The following is an 18,571-nucleotide window of genomic DNA, read 5'->3' on the forward strand; positions in this document are numbered from 1 at the left end:
CTTCCTTTCGATGGACCTGCGCCGGTGCCTCGCGAGCGACTCAGCCCGGAAGGCGTACCGGCATGAGCAGGTACGTGTACGCACTCTTCGGTGCGCTGAACGTTCCGGTCTCGTCCGGCTCGAGCTCGTCCTCACCCGCCGGGCGCAGCACTGCGGGCCGGCTCGGTGTGGTGAACCCGAAGGACACCCGCTCGGAGTGCAGCGAGTTGAGACCGTCGATGAGATACCCCGGATTGAACGCGATCACCAGGGGCTCGCCCTGGAAGTTCGCCTCGATCGACTCCTCGGCCCGGCCTGCATCGTCGCCGCCGGCGGACAGAGTGACCGTGTCGGCCGAGAACTCGAGGCGGACCTGCGCCCCACGCTCGGCGAGCAGAGCGACACGCTTGATGGCCTCGAGGAGGGGAGCGATGGGCACGCTGGCGACCGCGGTGTGCTCGGACGGCAGCAACTGCCGGAACTTCGGGAACTCTGCGTCGAGCAGGCGGGTGGTGGTGCGGCGGCCGTCGCTGACGATGCCCAGGAGGCCGTCGTTGCCGATGTGCGATGCGGAGCCCAGAGCGAGCTCGACGCCCGACTCCGCGCCTCCCCCAATGCTTTTCGCGGACTCGGACAGGGTCTTGGCGGGGATGAGGACCGCCGCGGCCGTACCGGGTGCGGCCGGAGTCCAGTCGAGTTCGCGCACGGCGAGACGGAACCGGTCGGTAGCGGCGAGCACCACGGAGTCGCCGTCGATCTCCATGCGGATACCGGTGAGCATCGGGAGCGTGTCGTCACGGCCCGCGGCGATGGCCACCTGGCTGATGGCCTCGGCGAACACGTCGACCGGGACGGTGCCCGTCTGCGACGGCAGTTCGGGGAGTTGCGGGTAGTCCTCCACCGGCATCGTGGGAAGCGAGAATTTGGCACTGCCGCACGTGATGAGCACCTTGGTCCCGTCGACCGAGACGTCGACCGGCTTGTTCGGCAACGAGCGCGTGATGTCGGCGAGCAGCTTGCCCGACACGAGCACCTGGCCTCCGCCGGCGACCTCCACGGGAACGCGTACCTGGGCCGACACCTCGTAGTCGAAGCCGGAGACCGTCAGTCCGGAGTCGTCGACCGACAGCAGCACACCGCCGAGGACGGGAACCGCGGGACGGGACGGGAGTGATCGCGCCACCCAGGCCACCGAATCGGAGAAATCTTCTCGAGCAACTCGAAACTTCACACTGCCAAGCTCCATCGCCCGGTTGATCCTCTCGCTGACCTGCTCCACACGAGTCGGTGGGCAAACCACACCGTATGCCCTCGAGCGCGTGCTGAAAAGTCGGGGTTGGTCTCGATCAGAGGCCTCGGAGGCGGTTGTGAATGGATCCGTCCCCACCCTGTTTTCAAAGAGATGTTCCTAGGAAGAAATACAAGCAGTAGTCATAGGTCCTGTGGAATCTGTGGACCGACCCTGTCCGGTGCTGGTGGCACGGCGTGGCGGCTCGAGGATGAACCCGGGCATCACGACGGGCTCGGTGCGGGTCACATGTGGACGGACGGTGGACTCGGTGCGAACTACAGATTTCATCCCCGGGGTATCCACGTTATTCACACAGTTGTCCACAGGTGTGTATCGAGCAGAATCGGCCCGGATCCCGGCCGAACTCGTCTCCCTTCGGGGCTCCGTACCGACGAGAACGGCCGCCCGCATCGCCGCGGGGGCGAGTCGAACGGCCGTGGACACTCGGAGGGGTCAGCGCTTGGAGCGCTGCTTCACGCGAGCGGTGAGCTCCTGCACCTGGTTGTACGTGCGGTGCCGCTCGGCCATCTCCTTGCGGATCTTCTTGTCGGCGTACATGACGGTGGTGTGGTCACGGCCGAACGTCTGACCGATCTTGGGCAGCGACAGATCGGTCAGCTCGCGGCACAGATACATCGCGATCTGTCGCGCCTGCGCCAGCGCGCGGGCCTTGCCGGGGCCGCACAGTTCCTCGATCGAGGTGTCGAAGTACTCCGCGGTGACGGCCATGATCGTCGCCGCCGTGATCTCCAGTCCCGTCGAGTCCGGCATCAGATCTCGGAGAACGGCCTCGGCGAGCGCGGTGTCCAGGTTGTGCCCGTTGAGCGACGCGAAGGCCGTGACTCGGATGAGCGCGCCCTCGAGCTCACGGATGTTCCGCTCGATCCGGCTCGCGATGAGTTCGAGCACCTCGTGGGGCACGTCGAGGCGGTCCATCTGCGCCTTCTTGCTCAGGATCGCGATACGCGTCTCGAGCTCGGGCGGTTGCACGTCGGTGATGAGGCCCCACTCGAAGCGGGTGCGCAGTCGTTCCTCGAGGGTCGCGAGCTGCTTGGGCGGCCGATCGGAGGAGACCACGATCTGCTTGTTCGCGTTGTGCAGCGTGTTGAAGGTGTGGAAGAACTCCTCCTGGATACCTTCCTTGCCCTCGATGAACTGGATGTCGTCGACCAGCAGGACGTCCGTCTCGCGGTAGCGGCGCTTGAACGCCACCTTGCGGTCGTCTCGAAGGCTGTTGATGAAGTCGTTCGTGAACTCCTCGGTGGACACGTACTTCACACGCATGCCGGGAAACAGACGTTGGGCGTAGTGGCCGGCGGCGTGCAGCAGGTGCGTCTTCCCCAGTCCGGACGCACCCCAGACGAACAGCGGGTTGTACGCCCGCGCCGGAGCCTCCGCGATGGCGACGGCGGCCGCGTGGGCGAACCGGTTGGAGGCGCCGATGACGAAGGTGTCGAACGTGTACTTCGCGTTGAGGCTGGTGCTGCCCGTCGGAGTGGACGTCGAGCGCGGCGGCACCGTGTACGAGGTGGGCCACGAGTTCTGGACGCTGGTCAGAGCGTCCCGGTCGTCGTCGACCTCCTCGTGATCGCCGTAGTCACTGCTCTCGGAGTCGGACGGCTCGCCCGCGGTGGACTCGGTGAGCAGGCGCCGGCGATACACGGGTGCACTGTGTGCGGTGTCGGGGCGACGTTCGGTGTCGACGGGCGTGGGAACGTCCGAGAGGTCGGCGTCGGCTCCGGGCGCCAGCCGGACACCGAGTCCCTCGACCGGGCGGTCGAGGTGGCGACCGAGGGCCGCGAGGATGGGTTCACGCAGACCGCGCTCGACCGCCTCCTGCGCGATCGGCGACGGAACCGAGAGCAGAGCGAAACCTTGCGCCAGAGTGATGGGGCGGACGAGAGCGAGCCACGCCTTCTGGGCGCGAGACAGGGAGGACCCCGAATTCGACTCCGCCGTGAGCTCGGCGACGACGCTCGGCCATACAGCGGCCAAGACGTCCGGATCGTCCTCCACGGTGCCTCCCCAGGGCCGTGGCGTGACCGCGGCCGTCGATGATGCTGCGGTGCCTCGAGGGCCCCGCCGACGACACGAATATGCCACCCGACCTGTGTTTCCACATAATTATCCACAGCTGTGGACAAACGACACCGGTGTAGCTCGACGGCATCTCGCACGGAGACGGCCCGGAGCAGCGGCGTTCTGACCTGCGGCGATGCAGAGCCTTGGTGAGAGATCCCCACCGACGGGGCGAGACGTCGTCACCCGCACAGCGAAGTTAGCAGGCTCGTCGGTGCACAACAAGACGAACGGTCCTCTCCTGCCTCCGCGAGGTCGTCGTCGTGCTCGAGGCGTGTCATCGTGACAGGAGCACCGTCCCCGGGGTAGCGCGGTTTGACCTCGTTCGACGCCGTCAGTACCCTCGAACGGTCACCCGCGACATGCGTGGATCGGTCCTGCCGTTCTCCTGCGCGAGTGGCCACCGAACTCGAGTTCGCCGAACTCGCGACCATCAGCACACCACCGGCAGTCCTCGGGACTGCCGATATCTCGAGGAGTACCACCGTGGCCAAGGGCAAGCGGACGTTCCAGCCGAACAACCGTCGTCGTGCACGCGTGCACGGTTTCCGTCTGCGCATGCGCACGCGTGCCGGTCGCGCGATCGTGTCGGCTCGTCGCGGCAAGGGCCGCGCGTCGCTGACCGCCTGATTTCCCGGTAACCGGAACGCTCGGGTGTTACCTGAGCAGCATCGGCTGCACCAGTCGTCGGATTTCCAGGCGACGGTGCGCCGCGGCCGCCGTACAGGACGCCACGACATCGTCGTGCACCTGAGGTTCCGGGGGGACGAGAACGCTCTCGTCTCTTCCGGACACCCGCGTTTCGGGCTCGTGGTCAGTAAAGCAGTGGGGCCGGCGGTGACTCGACACAGAGTCGCACGCCGGCTTCGTCATATCTGCAGCTCGATGCTTCCTCTCGTCGAGTCGGATGTCGACGTGGTCGTGCGGGCACTGCCCGGAGCAGCGACCGCGGCGTCCTCCGAACTCGAACGCCAGCTGGCGTCGGGTCTGCGACGACTCGGAGCGATGCGCGCGATGAACTCCTCTCACCCGGTTCCCGCCGAGCGCCCCCGCGCCCTCGGCCGGTCCGAGACGTGATGACGGAGTCCGCGAATCCGGTCCCGGTCGAGCCTGCGTCCGACCGGAGCCTCCTGCGTCGGCTGATGTCTCTCCCGGCCCGATCGGTCATCCTCATCATCGAGGGGTACCGGTCCTACATCTCCCCTCTTCGCCTTCCGACGTGTCGATTCACGCCGACGTGCAGTGAGTACGCCGTGGAGGCGCTCCGCACCCGTGGGTTCGTCGTCGGTGCCGTTCTGGCGGTCGTCCGCCTCCTGAAGTGCGCGCCCTGGCACCCTGGTGGGTGGGATCCCGTTCCACCCCCGCGTCGTCTCCGGGGTGGTGCCGACGCGGTGCCCACCGACACCGACCACGCTTGCCCGCAGTCTCGTGACCCCGTGAGGGTGAATCAACAGAGGAGTACATAGAGCCGTGCTCGACTTCATCTACTACCCGGTATCCGGAATTCTCTGGGTCTGGCACAAAGTGTTCGGCGCCGTGCTCGGCGCGGACAGCGGTTTCGCCTGGGCGCTGTCCGTGGTGTTCCTCGTCTTCACACTGCGTCTGATCCTCTACAAGCCCTTCGTCAAGCAGGTGCGGACGACGCGCCAGATGCAGGAACTTCAGCCGCAGATCAAGGCTCTGCAGAAGAAGTACGGCAAGGACCGTCAAAAGCTGGCCGTGGAGATGCAGAAGCTCCAGAAGGAGCACGGCTTCAACCCGATCATGGGTTGCCTCCCCGTGCTCGCACAGGCGCCGGTGTTCATCGGCCTGTTCCACGTGCTCCGGTCGTTCAACCGCACCGGCACCGGAATCGGGCAGCTGGGTCTGAGCCCGGAGGTCAACGCCGAGACTCCGAACTACTTCTTCAGCGTCGAGGACGTCCAGTCCTTCCTGTCGGCACGTCTGTTCGGTGCGCCCATCTCGGCGGCCATCACGTCACCCGAGTCGCAGCTGCGCGCGTTCGAGCCGTTCGGCGGCATCCCGTCGATCGGTCCGATCCTCGCCGTCTCGATCCCGCTGATGATCATCGCCAGCATCGCGACCCACCTGAACTCGCGCGCGTCGGTGGCGCGTCAGAGCGAGGCAGCTGCGGCCAACCCGCAGTCCGCGATCATGAACAAGCTCGCTCTGTACGTGTTCCCGCTCGGCGTGCTCGTCGGTGGCCCGTTCCTCCCCGTGGCCATCCTCCTGTACTGGGTGAGCAACAACGTGTGGACCTACGCGCAGCAGCACCTCGTCTTCGGTCGCATCGACAAGGAAGAGGCGGCGAAGAAGGAAGCCGCTCTGGAGCGCCGGAACGAGAACGCTCCGAAGCCCGGTGCGCGCCCTGACGCTCTGAAGAAGAAGCCGGCACCGGGAGCCAAGCCCACCCGCGCCGTCGCGGCAGAATCGACCACGGACACCGGTAGTGACACGGCATCATCGGAGTCGAACCCGACACCGGGCACCGCGGCCACCAACGGCGCCACCACTCCTCGGAAGAAGAAGACTCCTCCCGGCAAGGTGCGACCCAAGCAGCAGAAGCGCCGCTGATCCGGCCGTCGTGACCCTGCCGGTCCGCCCGCGGACCAGAACCACGTGAAGTGATACGAGTGCGAACGGAAATGGACGACAACGTGACCATCGATTCGAAGACGGACGAGCAAAGCACACCCGAGGTCGAGGCCTCGGCAGACGACACCGTGGTGGCCGCTGCTCCCGTGACCCCGGAATCAGACACAGAGGCGGACGAGCCCGAGGGTGACGCCGAGGACTACCTCGTCGAGGAGGGCGAGATCGCGGGCGACTACCTGGAGCAGTTGCTCGACGTCCTCGACTTCGACGGCGACATCGACCTCGACGTGGAGGGTGACCGTGCAGTCGTCAGCATCGACGGCGGCAAGGATCTCAACAAGCTGGTCGGTCGCAAGGGTGAGGTACTCGACGCACTGCAGGAACTGACGCGTCTCGCTGTGCAGCAGTCGACGGGCGACCGCAGCAAGCTGATGCTCGATGTGGCCGGATGGCGTGCGGGCCGCCGCGAGGAGTTGACGCGACTGGGAACCGAGGCCGCCGAGCGAGTCGCGGCGTCCGGTGACAGCGAACCCCTGGAGCCGATGACCCCGTTCGAGCGCAAGATCGTGCACGACGCTGTGGCGATGATCGCCGGTGTGACGAGTGAGAGTGACGGCGTCGAGCCGAATCGACACGTGGTCGTCGTCAAGGAGTGATCTGACGACGGAGTCGACAAGGGGCGCGGTCCACGGACCGCGCCCCTTTCTCGTGCCCGGGGCCGGACGACGTCTCGGCGGGTGAGGAATGTCTGCGGTCCGCACTAGACTGCCTCCAGCGCGTGGCGCCCGGCGTCAGCAGAATTACACGAGTGTGGTTCACGACCACTCAGGACGACGCGAGAGGATGTTTCACGTGGAACATGAGGAAGAGTCCGCGACTCCAGCGTGGGTCGACGATGCCATCGTTCGAGTGTTCGGTGACCGTGCCGACACGGCTCGGGCGTACTACGACTCCCTGAAGGGTGACGGTGTCGTCAGAGGATTGATCGGTCCGCGCGAGGTCCCTCGGCTGTGGGAGCGTCATCTCCTGAATTGCGCCGTGATCGGAGAGCTCATCCCCGAGGGCGCCAGCGTGGTCGACGTCGGCAGTGGTGCCGGGCTGCCAGGGATCCCTCTCGCGATCGCTCGACCGGATCTGTCCGTGTTCCTTGTCGAGCCGCTCCTACGGCGCACGGTGTATCTCGCAGAGATCGTGGAGCAACTCGGTCTCGACGTGACGGTGGTGCGCGGACGAGCCGAGCAGCCGGGCGTCATCAAAGAAGCCGGCGGTTGTGACATCGTCACGTCGCGTGCGGTTGCCCCGTTGGAGAAGTTGGCGCGCTGGTCCCTGCCCCTCGTGCACGAGGGCGGCGTGATGCTCGCCTTGAAGGGCAGCACGGCGCAGGAGGAGATCGATCGCGACTCCGGGACGCTCACGCGGATAGGCGCGAAGAACTTCCAGGTGTTGCAGTGTGGTGAGGGCGTCGTTCCCACACCGACTATCGTTGTACGCGCGGAGCGCGCTGTGCGTGGTAACCGCGTCCCCAAGTTCTCCGCCGGCTCACGCTGACGTCTGCGTGGATCGATCGTTGTCGAAGGAGCAAGTCATGTCGGGTGAATCCGAAGCCGCTGTTTCACGTGAAACACCCGCCGTCGACGTTTCACGTGAAACACGATCGGCATCGGAGTCCTACGGCTACTCCCCCATCACGTCGGACGACACCCCCATCGGTGCGGCGGCGCAGCGCGCGAGCCAGGTTCTGCACAAGAGCGGCGTCGCTCTGCCGCGACCCCCGGTTCGGAGAGTGCTGACGATCGCCAACCAGAAGGGCGGCGTCGGCAAGACGACGACGGCGGTGAACATCGCCGCGGCACTCGCTGTGCAAGGACTGTCTGTTCTGGTCGTCGATCTGGATCCCCAGGGCAATGCGTCCACGGCTCTCGGCGCCGTCCACACGTCGGGCACCCCGTCCAGCTACGAGCTGCTCCTCGGTGAGATCACCGCCGTGGAGGCCATTCAACGCAGCCCGAAGAACGATCGCCTGATGTGCATCCCGGCGACGATCGATCTGGCAGGCGCCGAGATCGAGCTGGTCTCCATGGTGGCTCGCGAAGGTCGACTCAAGACCGCGTTGTCCAGCGCGGCGCTCGACGATCTGCAGATCGACTTCGTCCTCATCGACTGCCCGCCGTCGCTCGGACTCCTGACCGTCAACGCGATGGTCGCGGCAACGGAGGTGCTCATCCCCATCCAGTGCGAGTACTACGCACTGGAAGGCGTCGGTCAGCTGCTGCGCAACATCGAGTTGGTCCAGGCGCACCTCAATCCGCGTCTGCACGTGTCCACCGTGATCCTCACGATGTACGACGGCCGAACCAAGCTCGCCGACCAGGTGGCCGACGAGGTGCGCAAGCACTTCGGTGATGCCGTACTCAAGTCGGTGATTCCTCGCAGCGTGAAGGTCTCCGAAGCTCCCGGATACGGAATGACCGTCTTGGACTACGACCCGGGTTCACGTGGCGCCATGTCCTATCTCGACGCGGGGCGTGAGATGGCAGCGCGGAGCGCGAGCATGAACGCAGCAACGGAGGGAACGGCATGAGTTCGACCAAGAAGGGCGGTCTCGGCCGCGGTCTGGCGGCTCTCATACCGACATCCCCCGGTCAGAGTTCCGGCCTGGGATCGGCGGCCGCGGACGTCGTCATCGGTGGCGAGTCCCGCACGGCGACGGCTCCGTCCCCCACTCCGCCGTCCATCGAGGAGGACGACCTCTCGCCCGCCGGCGCGGTCTATCGGGAGATCGCACCCAGCAAGATCGAACCGAATCCGAAGCAGCCGCGCTCGGTGTTCGAGCAGGAAGCGCTCGACGAACTGGTGCACTCGATCCGCGAGTTCGGCCTCATGCAGCCGATCGTGGTCCGCCAGATCGGCGACGATCGCTACCAGTTGGTCATGGGTGAGCGCCGTTGGCGGGCGAGCCAGGAAGCCGGACTCGACGCGATTCCGGCGATCGTGCGCGAGACATCCGACGACACGCTCCTCCGCGACGCGCTCCTCGAGAACATTCATCGGGTCCAGCTGAACCCACTCGAAGAGGCGGCTGCGTACCAGCAGCTCCTCGAGGAGTTCGACGTGACGCACGATCAGCTCGCTGCGCGGCTGGGTCGATCACGCCCCGTCATCACGAACATGATCAGGCTTCTACGGCTCCCCATTCCCGTACAGAGGCGCGTGGCGGCGGGCGTTCTGTCCGCCGGTCACGCTCGAGCACTGTTGTCGCTCGAGGCGGGCGCCGCGGCACAGGAGGAGTTGGCGGCACGCATCGTGGCCGAGGGCATGTCGGTGCGAGCCACCGAAGAGGCGGTGACTCTCGCGAATCGGGAGGACCCGGCTGCGCCGGCCCCGGCTCCGAAACGCAAGCCGATCCAGATGCCGGGTCTGCAGGACGTCGCGGAGCGGCTCTCCGAATCGTTCGACACCCGTGTCACCGTGAGCCTCGGCAAGCGTAAAGGCAAGATCGTGGTCGAGTTCGGCTCGGTGGACGACCTTCAGCGCATCGTGGAGATGATGGAACGCCAGAAGTCGTCGTGACCGCGTCGATCGCGGGTATGGCCACCCCCGCTCCTTTCGTCACTGTGACGTAACTTCGCCATCGAAACCGAAAGTCAGTGCACTGCTTCGACTTTCGTCTGGCGGGCGACGTGGTGTCCTCGGGAGAGGCCTATCGCTTATCCTGAAGGGGCACACACAGTCGCGGAGGCTCGTCGCCGCCGCGAGTCGGGGTACGGAGGCTGAGTCAACGCGTGTCGATCGTCGTCTCCACACTCACCCTCGGCGGATTCGATGCGCTGCCGGCACACGACCGCCAGTGCGTCTTCTGGACCATGGATCCCGCGGCCCCCTCCACGGCAACTCTCGTCGACACCGAATTCGAGAAGGAAGCGTGGCTGTCGATGGTCATGCTCGAGTGGGGTCCGTGCGGACAGGTCGCCACCGATGTCGCGGGCGCCGATGTACCGGCATCCTCCGACTCGGTGGGGTGCGCTCTGTACGCACCTCCCGGCGCCGTGCCCCGAGTCGCGCACTTCCCCACCGCACCGGTCAGCCCGGATGCAGTCCTGTTGACGTCGCTCTACTCACCGCTGTCCGCGGAGGACGGTGACGGAATTCGGGACACGCTCCTGCACGCAGTGGTGCGCGATCTCGTCAACCGTGGTGTGCGAGCTCTCGAGGCGTTCGGAATCCGGCTCGAGGATAACGAGGTCGACGAACGCCGGTCCCTCATCGACACCCCACCGTGCGGGGAGGCGACCTGCATGATCGACGCCGACTTCCTCGAGAAGTACGGCTTCGAGGTCGTGGCTCCGCATCACCGGTTCCCGCGGCTCCGGTTGGAGCTCGATCGGGACCACGGGTGGAAGGAAGACGTGGAGGCTGCGCTCGAGCGGTTGCTGGAGGCTGCAGCACTCACCGTGATGGAAGCCGATGCTCGCGTGCCCGTCGGGGCTCGCTGAGCGACGTCCGGCCGGCCGGACGGAGGAGTGTCAGGCGCCCTCGGCGACAGACAGCTCGTAGGCGAGCAGCTCGGCGAAGGTGAACGTTCCCGTCGGCTGATCGTCCTGGCCGAGGAGATACAGGCGCTTCACCGCGACGAGGACGGCCTCCGCGATGATGTCGCGCATCCGCGGATCGGCGAGCACCTCGACGTCCTCGTGGCTGGTGAGGTAACCCAGCTCGAGCTGCACGGTCGGCATGTTGGTCAGACGCAGCAGGTCCCACGTGCGACCGTGACTCCGGCAGTCCTGCAACGAGGTCCGTGCCACGATCTCACGCTGGATGTAGCTGGTGAGCACCTGACCGATGAGCGACGCGGAGCCGTGTGAATTGCCGAAGTGGAAGCTTGCCACACCGTGCGCCACCGGCGACGGGTAGCTGCTGCAGCGCAGCGAGATCATGAGGTCGGCGCCGATACCGTTGGCGGTCTCGGCACGCTCAGCCGTGCTGGGATCCGCGGACCGGGCACGCGACAGGTACGTCTCCATACCGGTCGCCGCCATGCGCCCCTCGAGCCGTCCGGCGAGATCCCACAGGATCGCCTCCTCGGTCAGCGGACCGTCGGGGGTCTGGACGACCATGCCGGAGTTCACGCCACCCAGTCCCGGGTCGATCACGATGCGCTTGCCCGTCAGCTGCGGTCCCGACCGACGGACGAGCTCCTCCTCGGAGATCGCGTGCGGCGATCCGCCGGTGACCCTGGTGCCGAGCAGGTCGAGGGCACGCAGGGTGGCGGGTCCACAGATGCCGTCGGGCGACAGTCCGATCTCGCTCTGGAAGGACGACAGACCCTCGTGCGTCTCGCCACCGAAGTAGCCGTCGACCCGTCCGTTGTAGAACCCCAGGTCCTGCAGGCGACGCTGCAGGGTGGCGACGTCGTCGCCGTACAGCGGAGCGGAGAGCTGGTAGATCAGGGTGCGGGCGCCGAGTCGGAAGGATGCCTCCTTCACCGAGCGGTACGTGGCGGTGTCGACCTCGCCGGTGACCAGGAGGCCGCGCTGCTGTTGGAACGCGCGGACGGCCTCGTCGAGAGCGGCGTCGAACAGGACGTCCGGCTCCGCCCAGGCAGTGTCGCCGTCCACCGCGGCCGAGGGAGGCAGGAAGCCGAGACCCGAGAGGATGTCCCGGACCTCCGCGACGGCTGGACCTCGATCGCCGTGGCGGAGTGGCTTCATACTGTCGTCGACCCTTCTTGGTGACCGATCGCAACGGCGACCGGCGGTACACGTCCCCGGTGGGTGTTCCTGATGGACGATTGTCTCAGAAGATCATGCTCCTCCCACAATCGTCCCGGCCGCAGAACGCACACACGCCCGGCGTGTCATGGACAGGCCGGGCGTGTGGTGGTGCGGGAATGTCAGGTCAGGCGAGGACGCCGTCCAGGTCGCGCAGCAGCGCGGCCTTACCCTTGGCTCCGACGATGGTCTTCACGGGCTCACCGTTCTGGAACAGGATCATGGTGGGGATGGACATCACCTTGAAGTCACGCGCTGCCTGCGGATTCGCATCGATGTCGAGCTTGGCGACGGTGATCCTGTCGGCGTGCTCTCCGGCGATCTCCTCGAGCACCGGTGCGACCATCTTGCACGGTCCGCACCACGTCGCCCAGAAGTCGACCAGGACGGGCTTCTCGCTCTGCAGGACCTCGGTGGCGAAGGTGTCGTCACTGATGGTGACGGTGTTCTTGTCGGTCATGTTCTCGTGCCTCTCGTGTGCCGGACGTAGCGGGATGGACGGTGCTCAGACACTCACGACGTCGACGTCGCGGTCGGCGTTCTCGAGCGTGTTCTCGGTGATGTCGCCCTGGTCGGCGAGCCAGCGCTCGGCGTCGATGGACGCGGCGCAGCCGGTACCGGCCGCGGTGATGGCCTGCTGGTAGACGTGATCCACCAGGTCGCCGGCCGCGAAGACACCGTCGATGGAGGTGGACGTGGTGGGCGCCTGAACCACCACGTAGCCCGCGTCGTCGAGCTCGACCTGTCCGCGGACGAGCTCGGAGCGGGGGTCGTGGCCGATGGCGACGAACACGCCGGTGACATCGAGGACGCGCTCCTCACCGGATCCCGTGTCACGGATCTTCAGACCCGTCACGCCGGACTCACCCTGCACCTCGACGACGTCGGCGTTGGTGACGAACGTGATCTTCTCGTTCTCCTTGGCGCGCTCGAGCATGATGCGCGACGCACGGAACTCCTCGCGGCGGTGCACGATGGTGACCGAGCGCGCGAAACGGGTGAGGAAGGTGGCCTCCTCCATGGCGGAGTCGCCACCACCGATGACGGCGATGTCCTGGTCGCGGAAGAAGAAGCCGTCGCATGTCGCACACGCGGAGACGCCGCGGCCGAGCAGCGTCTGCTCTCCGGGAACACCGAGGTAGCGTGCGGCGGCACCCATGGCCAGGATGATCGCGCGGGCACGGTACTCGGTGCCGTCGACGGTCACGGTCTTGACGTCACCGGTCAGTGACAGCTCCTCGACGTCCTCGGTGCGGATGTCGGCGCCGAAACGCATGGCCTGCTCGCGCATCTGCTCCATGAGGTCGGGGCCCATGATGCCGTCACGGAAGCCGGGGAAGTTCTCCACCTCGGTCGTGGTCATCAGCGCGCCGCCGAACTGGGTGCCCTCGAACACCAGGGGCTTCAGCTCCGCGCGAGCGGCGTACACCGCAGCGGTGTAGCCGGCGGGACCGGACCCGACGATGATCAGGTCGTGGATGTCCGAAGTAGTCATCTTCGCCTTCCGAGATCGTGTGTGGAACCAGGGTCGGCGCTCCAGCGCTCGCCCTCTGATGCCCTCAACACTAGGTCAGGAGACGTTGTTCCCTCACTCGAGGCAGGCGGCCCGAGGCGACGGCACCGGGCGTGTCAGCCGATCTCCGCGCGCGAGACCGTGTCCGGATCGTCCGGACCGCAGGAGTCGCCCACAGCGACCGCGACGAGCGAACCGGGCGTGGTCCCGGCCGTGACGAGAAGGGTCGCCTCGATGCCGTCCAAGGTGACCGGGCCGGATCCGACCACCGTGGCCGACGCCGGGATGCCGTTGGCCTCGAGGCAACCGGCCAGCACGGCGGCATCGACGAAGCGGCCTCGATCGACCGACCCGACGACGGACAACACCGTGCGGTCGTCGAGTGGCCGGGCCGAGGCGATCACCTGATCACCGCCCCCGACCGTCTCGATGGACGCGAGTGCCAGTCCCGCACCGGCCCCCACCAGCGCGACGATCGCCGCGGCCGCCGCGATGATCGGGATCCGAGTGCGTCGGCCCGAGCGTCGTGCCGCCAACTCGTCCCGCGGTACTCCGGTGAGCGCGCCCTGCAGTCGCTCGGCGACGTCGGGCGGCATCGTGACACCGGCGGTGAGATCGGCGCCCCGTGCGCGCACCATGTCGACGACGGCGTCCAGGTCGGCCAGACGGGCCGCTGCCTCGGGATCGGTCTCGACGCGCTGGCGGATGCGGGCGGCCTCGTCCTCCGGGAGCAGGCCCGCGTGCAGGTCGGCGAGGAGGTCGGGAGTGAGGGGAGCGCGGTCGGTCACGGACACGTCACCGCCTCGTCTGTCGCCATGACAGATTGGACGCCCGCGGAGGGTCCCCGGTTCCCCTCACTCGTCCGAGTTCTGCACACGGACGGAGGCGAGGACGACGGCGAGCTTCTGACGGCCCCGGGCGCAACGGCTCTTGATCGTGCCGACGGGAACCCCGAGCGCCGCGGCGGCATCGGCGACGGAGTACCCCTCCATGTCGACGGCGACGATCGCGGCGCGCTGGTCGGGAGGGAGTGAGAACAGTGCCTTCTCGACGACGAGGGAGAGATCGACGTCGGCGTAGCGGTCGAAGGGATCACGTGGCTCGCGGGTCTCCTCCCCGAGCGGCACGGTGGGTCGGACGCGATTGCGGCGGATGCGGTCGAGGCACGCGTTGACGACGATCCGGTGCAGCCAACTGCGGACGGCGGCGTCCGCACGGAACGAGGCGGCGGTGCGGTGCGCGGACAGCAGCGCCTCCTGGAGGGAGTCCGCCGCGTCCTCCGCGGAGTAGCTGGCCCTCCGTGCCGTGAGCCAGAGATGGTCCTGGTGGCGCCGTACGAGCACGGCGAAAGCCGTCGCGTCCCCCGCGATGTGCGCCCCGAGCAGCTCGCCGTCCGTGGCCTCACCACCCGCGACTCCCCCGATTTGTCGCACCCGCGGAGGCTAGCCCAGAAACGAACCGTCCGAGCTGGTCACGAAATCTGTTGTGACAGCGCACGACACGCGGCGATCAGGATGCTGCGGAGACCCCGATGTCCGCGATGGTGCTCTGGTTGCCGCCACCGGATGTGCTGAGATCCGTGATCCAGAACAGCACGTACCGGACGGGTCCGTCGGGTGTGACGGCGATGTCGGTGAGGCCGTTGCCGAGCGTCGCGGACCCGATCACCTGGGTCTCGTCCAGGCTGGGTGTCGCGCTGGTGGCCGACCGGATCTCGACGACCGTGCCGGGCGACGGCGAGTTCACGTAGACGCTGGCGGGAGTGGTCTCCTGGTCGAGCGTCGCCATGATGCCGACGCCGGACTTGAGGGACGGGAACGGGTTGAAGTACGAGTCCGTCTCCCACACCGTCCCCGCGTCGTTGTCGGCCACGTTGTCGACGGTGCCCGGGTTGTCCGGGGTGCCCTGCGGCGAGAAGACGTCGACGGACGACAGAGCGACGGGCACGGTGGTCGGCGCGGGTGCCGCCTCTCCGGGCGCGGCCGGAGCCGACGCGGACGTCGTGAGCCCGAAGTTCTGCTCGGTGAGAGGTTCGTCGGAACCGCCGCCGGCGAACAGGTTGGCGAGCCACCAGCCGACGAGGCCGAGCACCACGACAGTGAGGACTCCGAGGCCCACCAACGCGGCGACCATGACGTTGGAGCGGTCCGCGGGCGGCTCGTCGTCGGGGTCGGCGAGTGCGTGACCGGTCGATCCGGGCGGCCGTTGACCCAGCCGCAGTGCGGGGATCATCTCGGTCTTCTCGTTGACCACCGCGGCCTGGCCGAGGATGTGCTGCACGGTGGCGGCGGTCCGGATGCCGCTGTTCTGCTCGAGGGCACGCACGGCGACGGCGGAGATCTCGAACGGTACGTCGGGGCGGATCTCGCGGGGCTCGACGGCCGCACCGGACGCCGTGCGATCGGCGATGCGCATCCCGCCGACGGTCGCGGGGCCCGACGGGTCGCCCAGGGGCCACCGCGCGGTGATCAGGGCGTAGAGCATCGCGCCCAGTCCGCGTACGTCGGAGCCGGGATCGGCATCACCGAAGGTGGCCGGGAACGCGAGAACGGCGTCACCCTTGATGCTGATGCGCACACGGTCCGGGTGGTCGATGGACAGTGCGCCGCCGCCGCGATGGGCGGCCTCGGCCGCAGCGGCCAGCGACTTGATGGCGTTGGCGGCGCCCAGGGGCGACGGTTCCGTGTCGGCCATCTCGCGCAGGGATCGTCCGCGAGTCCACTCCGCGACGACGATGCCGCCCGAGCTGCCGCGGACGACGTCGAGGACGCGGGCGAGGCCGGGCGAGTTGATCCGGCCCAGGCGCAGAGTCCGGGACAGCACGGCCTGCGGGCCGTCGGCGCGCTCGGGTGGCGTCGCCGGTCGATCGTTGGTCGGCGTCGACGAACGTCAGGGCCACCTCGCGGTCGAGCTTGACGTCGTGGGCCTGCCAGAACTTGAGGCCGCGTGCGCCGCCGTGCGGTGCGAGAAGGCGGTAGCGCCCGCCGGCGACCGACGCGCCGGGGATGAGCTTCGGTCCGCGCAACGGTGTGCGGGGCGACTCGGCGACGGGGACGGCCGGGGGCAGCGTGGGCGATCCGACCGGCATGACGCCGGTGTCGACGAGTCCGGACTCGGTCTCGTCGGCCGTGCGCTCGGTCTCGGTGACGTCGGCCTGGCCGGACACGTCGGGGCTCGACTCGATCGGATCCGTGGTGGACGCGTCGTGCTGCCGGTCGGTGTCCTCGGACGACCCGGTGGCGGCATCGGAGTCGGCGACGCGACGGTCGTCGGTGGACACGCCACCGGGCTGAGCGGCGTCCTCGGCCTCGGACGGCGTACGCCCCCGTGCACCCTCGTCGTCGGTCACTGACACTCCTTCGTCACTACTGGTCGTGAACGCGCCGGTGTACGCGGGGATGATCGTCGTCTCCGACTCGTCTCCGGTGTACATCGGCGCGCGGGAACCGCCGTGTGCTCGCGGGTCCACTCGCCTGTCAGGGTACGGGAGCCGACCCGCGCCGGTGGCCCGACCGAACCCCTCGGTCGGCCGACCCACCGGGGGCATGTCGGGGCCGCCGATCGCGGGGATCAACTCGGTCTCCGCATACATCGGATCGGTCCCGACATGCGCTGTCGTCACAGGTCCGGACGTCACGGCCGGGGCGCGGCCGAGGCGACGCGCCACCGCGACGGTGATGGATTCGATTTCCGGGATCCGTGCCCGGTACAGGCACAGACCGGTGATCAGCAGCATGACTGCGCCGTCGAAAGCGACGCGGAGCAGCGCGCCCGGTCCGGTCAGACGGTCGAGCCCGAGGGCCGTGTCGGCCGCGAACACCGCGAGCATGCCGATCGCGGTGGAGATCAGCGTCGCCGCGACCGTGCGCCGGACTCCCGCGAGTCGTAGTTCGCCGAGGCTGCGACGCAGCAGCATCCATCCGATGATCGCCCCGGTGATGTAACCGAGACCGTTGGCCGCGCCGAGCAACAGGACCACGGATCGATCCGACGTCGCCAGGAACGGCGTCAGGGCGGACAGCGCGATCTTGACGCCGGTGATGCCGAGAACGATCCACGTGGGCGTCCACGCCTGCTCGCGGGCGTAGAAGACCCGCAGGTGGATCAGGACTAGCGAGTAGGGAACGAGGGTGAAGGCCGACCAGCTGACGGCTTCACCGAGTCGCTCGGCGTCGGCTGCGCCGAAGTTGCCGTAGCCGTACAGAGCCTCGCCGACCTGCGGGCCGGCCACGGTGAGGAAGCCGATGACCGGGATGAGCGCGAGCATGGTCATCCGGGTGGCCACCGACAGGTCGTCGACGACGGCCGGGGTGTCCTTGGCGGCGGCGTTGCGGCTGAGCCGGGGCATGATCGCCGTCAGCACCGTCACGCCGAGCACGCCGTACGGCAGCTGCAGCAGGATCCAGGCCTGGTTGTAGATGAGCGGGCCGGCGGGGTCGACGTGCGAGGAGATGCGCGTCGCGAACACCATGCCGGCCTGACTGATGACGACGTAGAGCACGATCGCGACGGCCATGCCGCCGAACTGACGCAGCCTGTCGTCGAGCCCCCACAGCGGGCGCAGATCGATCTTGTTGCGCCGCAGCGCGGGCACCAGGCTCAGGGCCTGGACCACGACGCCGAGCGTGATGCCGACGCCCAGCACCAGCAGCTTCGGGTCGCTGATGCGCACCGGATCGAGGGAGATCTCGCCCGGTACGACGAGGTAGATCACCAGGACGGCGAGCACCACCAGGTTGTTGAGCACGGGTGCCCAGGCACCGGGCTTGAAGTTCTGCCGAGTGTTCAGGATCGCCGTGAACAGAGCGGAGAGGCCGTAGAACAGGATCGCGGGCAACAGCAGGAGAAGGAGTGCGGTGGTGAGACCCGTGTTCACCTGGCCGTCCTCCGACAGGAAGACGTAGCGCGTGAGCAGTGGCGCCGCGGCCGTCGCCAGCACCGCCGCGAGGATCAGCATGGTCAGCGCAGCAGTGAAGAGCCTGCGCACGAAAGCACGGCCGTTGTCGGCGTCCTCGCTCTCCGCCCGCACCAGCACCGGCACGACGATGGCCGTCAGCACGGCACCGAGGACGAGCTCGGCGATCATGTTGGGGATGACACTCGCGACGGTGTACGACGTGGCGACGGTGGTGCCCAGCACCGTCACCAGCAGCAGTTGCTTCGCGAATCCGGTGATGCGGCTGATCAATGTCGCGAACGCGATCGCACCCGTCGCGGAGAGCAGGCGGGAGGAGCTGGAGCCGGACGCCGGCTGCGGTGACGCCGTGGCCGGGGGTATGCGGGTCGGGGCGGCAGGACGGACCGGGGGCGCGACGCTCGTGGGCACCATCATCGGATCCTGAGCCG

Annotated in this window: 16 protein-coding genes and 1 pseudogene; 9 read left to right on the forward strand and 8 right to left on the reverse strand. The window is 67.7% G+C overall.

Annotated features, from left to right (window positions below):
* Positions 1 to 40: 40 nt before the first annotated feature.
* Positions 41 to 1,225, reverse strand: a complete 1,185-nt coding sequence (gene dnaN, locus QE449_RS01185) for a DNA polymerase III subunit beta (RefSeq protein WP_027505942.1) — start codon at positions 1,223 to 1,225, stop codon at positions 41 to 43.
* A gap of 498 nt (positions 1,226 to 1,723) precedes the next feature.
* Positions 1,724 to 3,286: a chromosomal replication initiator protein DnaA gene (gene dnaA / locus QE449_RS01190; protein ID WP_027505943.1), complete on the reverse strand. Its 1,563-nt coding sequence runs from the start codon at positions 3,284 to 3,286 to the stop codon at positions 1,724 to 1,726.
* A gap of 549 nt (positions 3,287 to 3,835) precedes the next feature.
* Between dnaA and rpmH the strand changes: the two genes are divergently transcribed.
* The 9 genes from rpmH (at position 3,836) to QE449_RS01235 (ending at position 10,437) form a co-directional block, all read left to right on the forward strand.
* Positions 3,836 to 3,979, forward strand: coding sequence for a 50S ribosomal protein L34 (rpmH, locus tag QE449_RS01195; protein ID WP_027505944.1), 144 nt, complete (start codon positions 3,836 to 3,838; stop codon positions 3,977 to 3,979).
* 24 nt (positions 3,980 to 4,003) lie between these two features.
* On the forward strand, positions 4,004 to 4,426 hold the full coding sequence (rnpA, locus tag QE449_RS01200) for a ribonuclease P protein component (protein ID WP_051613399.1): 423 nt from the start codon (positions 4,004 to 4,006) through the stop codon (positions 4,424 to 4,426).
* Between the two features lie 65 nt (positions 4,427 to 4,491).
* A complete protein-coding gene (yidD, locus tag QE449_RS01205; RefSeq protein WP_037186004.1) occupies positions 4,492 to 4,815 on the forward strand; it encodes a membrane protein insertion efficiency factor YidD in 324 nt (107 codons plus the stop codon).
* 4 nt (positions 4,816 to 4,819) lie between these two features.
* Positions 4,820 to 5,923 (forward strand): membrane protein insertase YidC, encoded by a 1,104-nt coding sequence (gene yidC / locus QE449_RS01210; protein ID WP_027505946.1) that lies wholly within the window; start codon positions 4,820 to 4,822, stop codon positions 5,921 to 5,923.
* Between the two features lie 71 nt (positions 5,924 to 5,994).
* Positions 5,995 to 6,600 (forward strand): protein jag, encoded by a 606-nt coding sequence (locus tag QE449_RS01215; RefSeq protein ID WP_373428239.1) that lies wholly within the window; start codon positions 5,995 to 5,997, stop codon positions 6,598 to 6,600.
* 187 nt (positions 6,601 to 6,787) lie between these two features.
* Entirely contained in the window at positions 6,788 to 7,492 is a 705-nt protein-coding gene (rsmG, locus tag QE449_RS01220; protein WP_027505948.1) for a 16S rRNA (guanine(527)-N(7))-methyltransferase RsmG, read from the forward strand.
* Positions 7,493 to 7,529: 37 nt separating this feature from the next.
* Positions 7,530 to 8,525, forward strand: coding sequence for a ParA family protein (locus QE449_RS01225; protein WP_027505949.1), 996 nt, complete (start codon positions 7,530 to 7,532; stop codon positions 8,523 to 8,525).
* Complete coding sequence (locus tag QE449_RS01230; protein ID WP_307108036.1) at positions 8,522 to 9,514, forward strand: ParB/RepB/Spo0J family partition protein; 993 nt, start codon at positions 8,522 to 8,524, stop codon at positions 9,512 to 9,514. Before QE449_RS01225 ends, QE449_RS01230 begins: the two co-directional genes overlap by 4 nt.
* A 212-nt stretch (positions 9,515 to 9,726) precedes the next feature.
* Positions 9,727 to 10,437, forward strand: a complete 711-nt coding sequence (locus QE449_RS01235; RefSeq protein WP_307108037.1) for a GNAT family N-acetyltransferase — start codon at positions 9,727 to 9,729, stop codon at positions 10,435 to 10,437.
* Between the two features lie 30 nt (positions 10,438 to 10,467).
* On the opposite strand, the gene QE449_RS01240 is transcribed toward QE449_RS01235, so the two are convergent.
* From QE449_RS01240 to murJ, 6 genes and pseudogenes are all read right to left on the reverse strand, one after another.
* Positions 10,468 to 11,652, reverse strand: coding sequence for an N-acetylmuramoyl-L-alanine amidase (locus QE449_RS01240; RefSeq protein WP_027505952.1), 1,185 nt, complete (start codon positions 11,650 to 11,652; stop codon positions 10,468 to 10,470).
* Positions 11,653 to 11,839: 187 nt separating this feature from the next.
* Positions 11,840 to 12,172: a thioredoxin gene (gene trxA, locus QE449_RS01245; RefSeq protein ID WP_307108038.1), complete on the reverse strand. Its 333-nt coding sequence runs from the start codon at positions 12,170 to 12,172 to the stop codon at positions 11,840 to 11,842.
* 45 nt (positions 12,173 to 12,217) lie between these two features.
* Positions 12,218 to 13,207 (reverse strand): thioredoxin-disulfide reductase, encoded by a 990-nt coding sequence (trxB, locus tag QE449_RS01250; RefSeq protein WP_056440853.1) that lies wholly within the window; start codon positions 13,205 to 13,207, stop codon positions 12,218 to 12,220.
* A 134-nt stretch (positions 13,208 to 13,341) separates the two neighbouring features.
* Positions 13,342 to 14,019: a hypothetical protein gene (locus tag QE449_RS01255; protein WP_307108039.1), complete on the reverse strand. Its 678-nt coding sequence runs from the start codon at positions 14,017 to 14,019 to the stop codon at positions 13,342 to 13,344.
* 60 nt (positions 14,020 to 14,079) lie between these two features.
* Positions 14,080 to 14,658 carry an RNA polymerase sigma factor SigM gene (gene sigM, locus QE449_RS01260; RefSeq protein WP_307108040.1) on the reverse strand — a complete coding sequence of 193 codons (579 nt, stop codon included), beginning with the start codon at positions 14,656 to 14,658 and terminating at the stop codon, positions 14,080 to 14,082.
* A gap of 76 nt (positions 14,659 to 14,734) precedes the next feature.
* Positions 14,735 to 18,557: pseudogene (gene murJ, locus QE449_RS01265) on the reverse strand (murein biosynthesis integral membrane protein MurJ).
* Positions 18,558 to 18,571: the final 14 nt, after the last annotated feature.

Source organism: Rhodococcus sp. SORGH_AS_0303 (assembly GCF_030819335.1).
Taxonomy (GTDB): Bacteria; Actinomycetota; Actinomycetes; order Mycobacteriales; family Mycobacteriaceae; genus Rhodococcoides.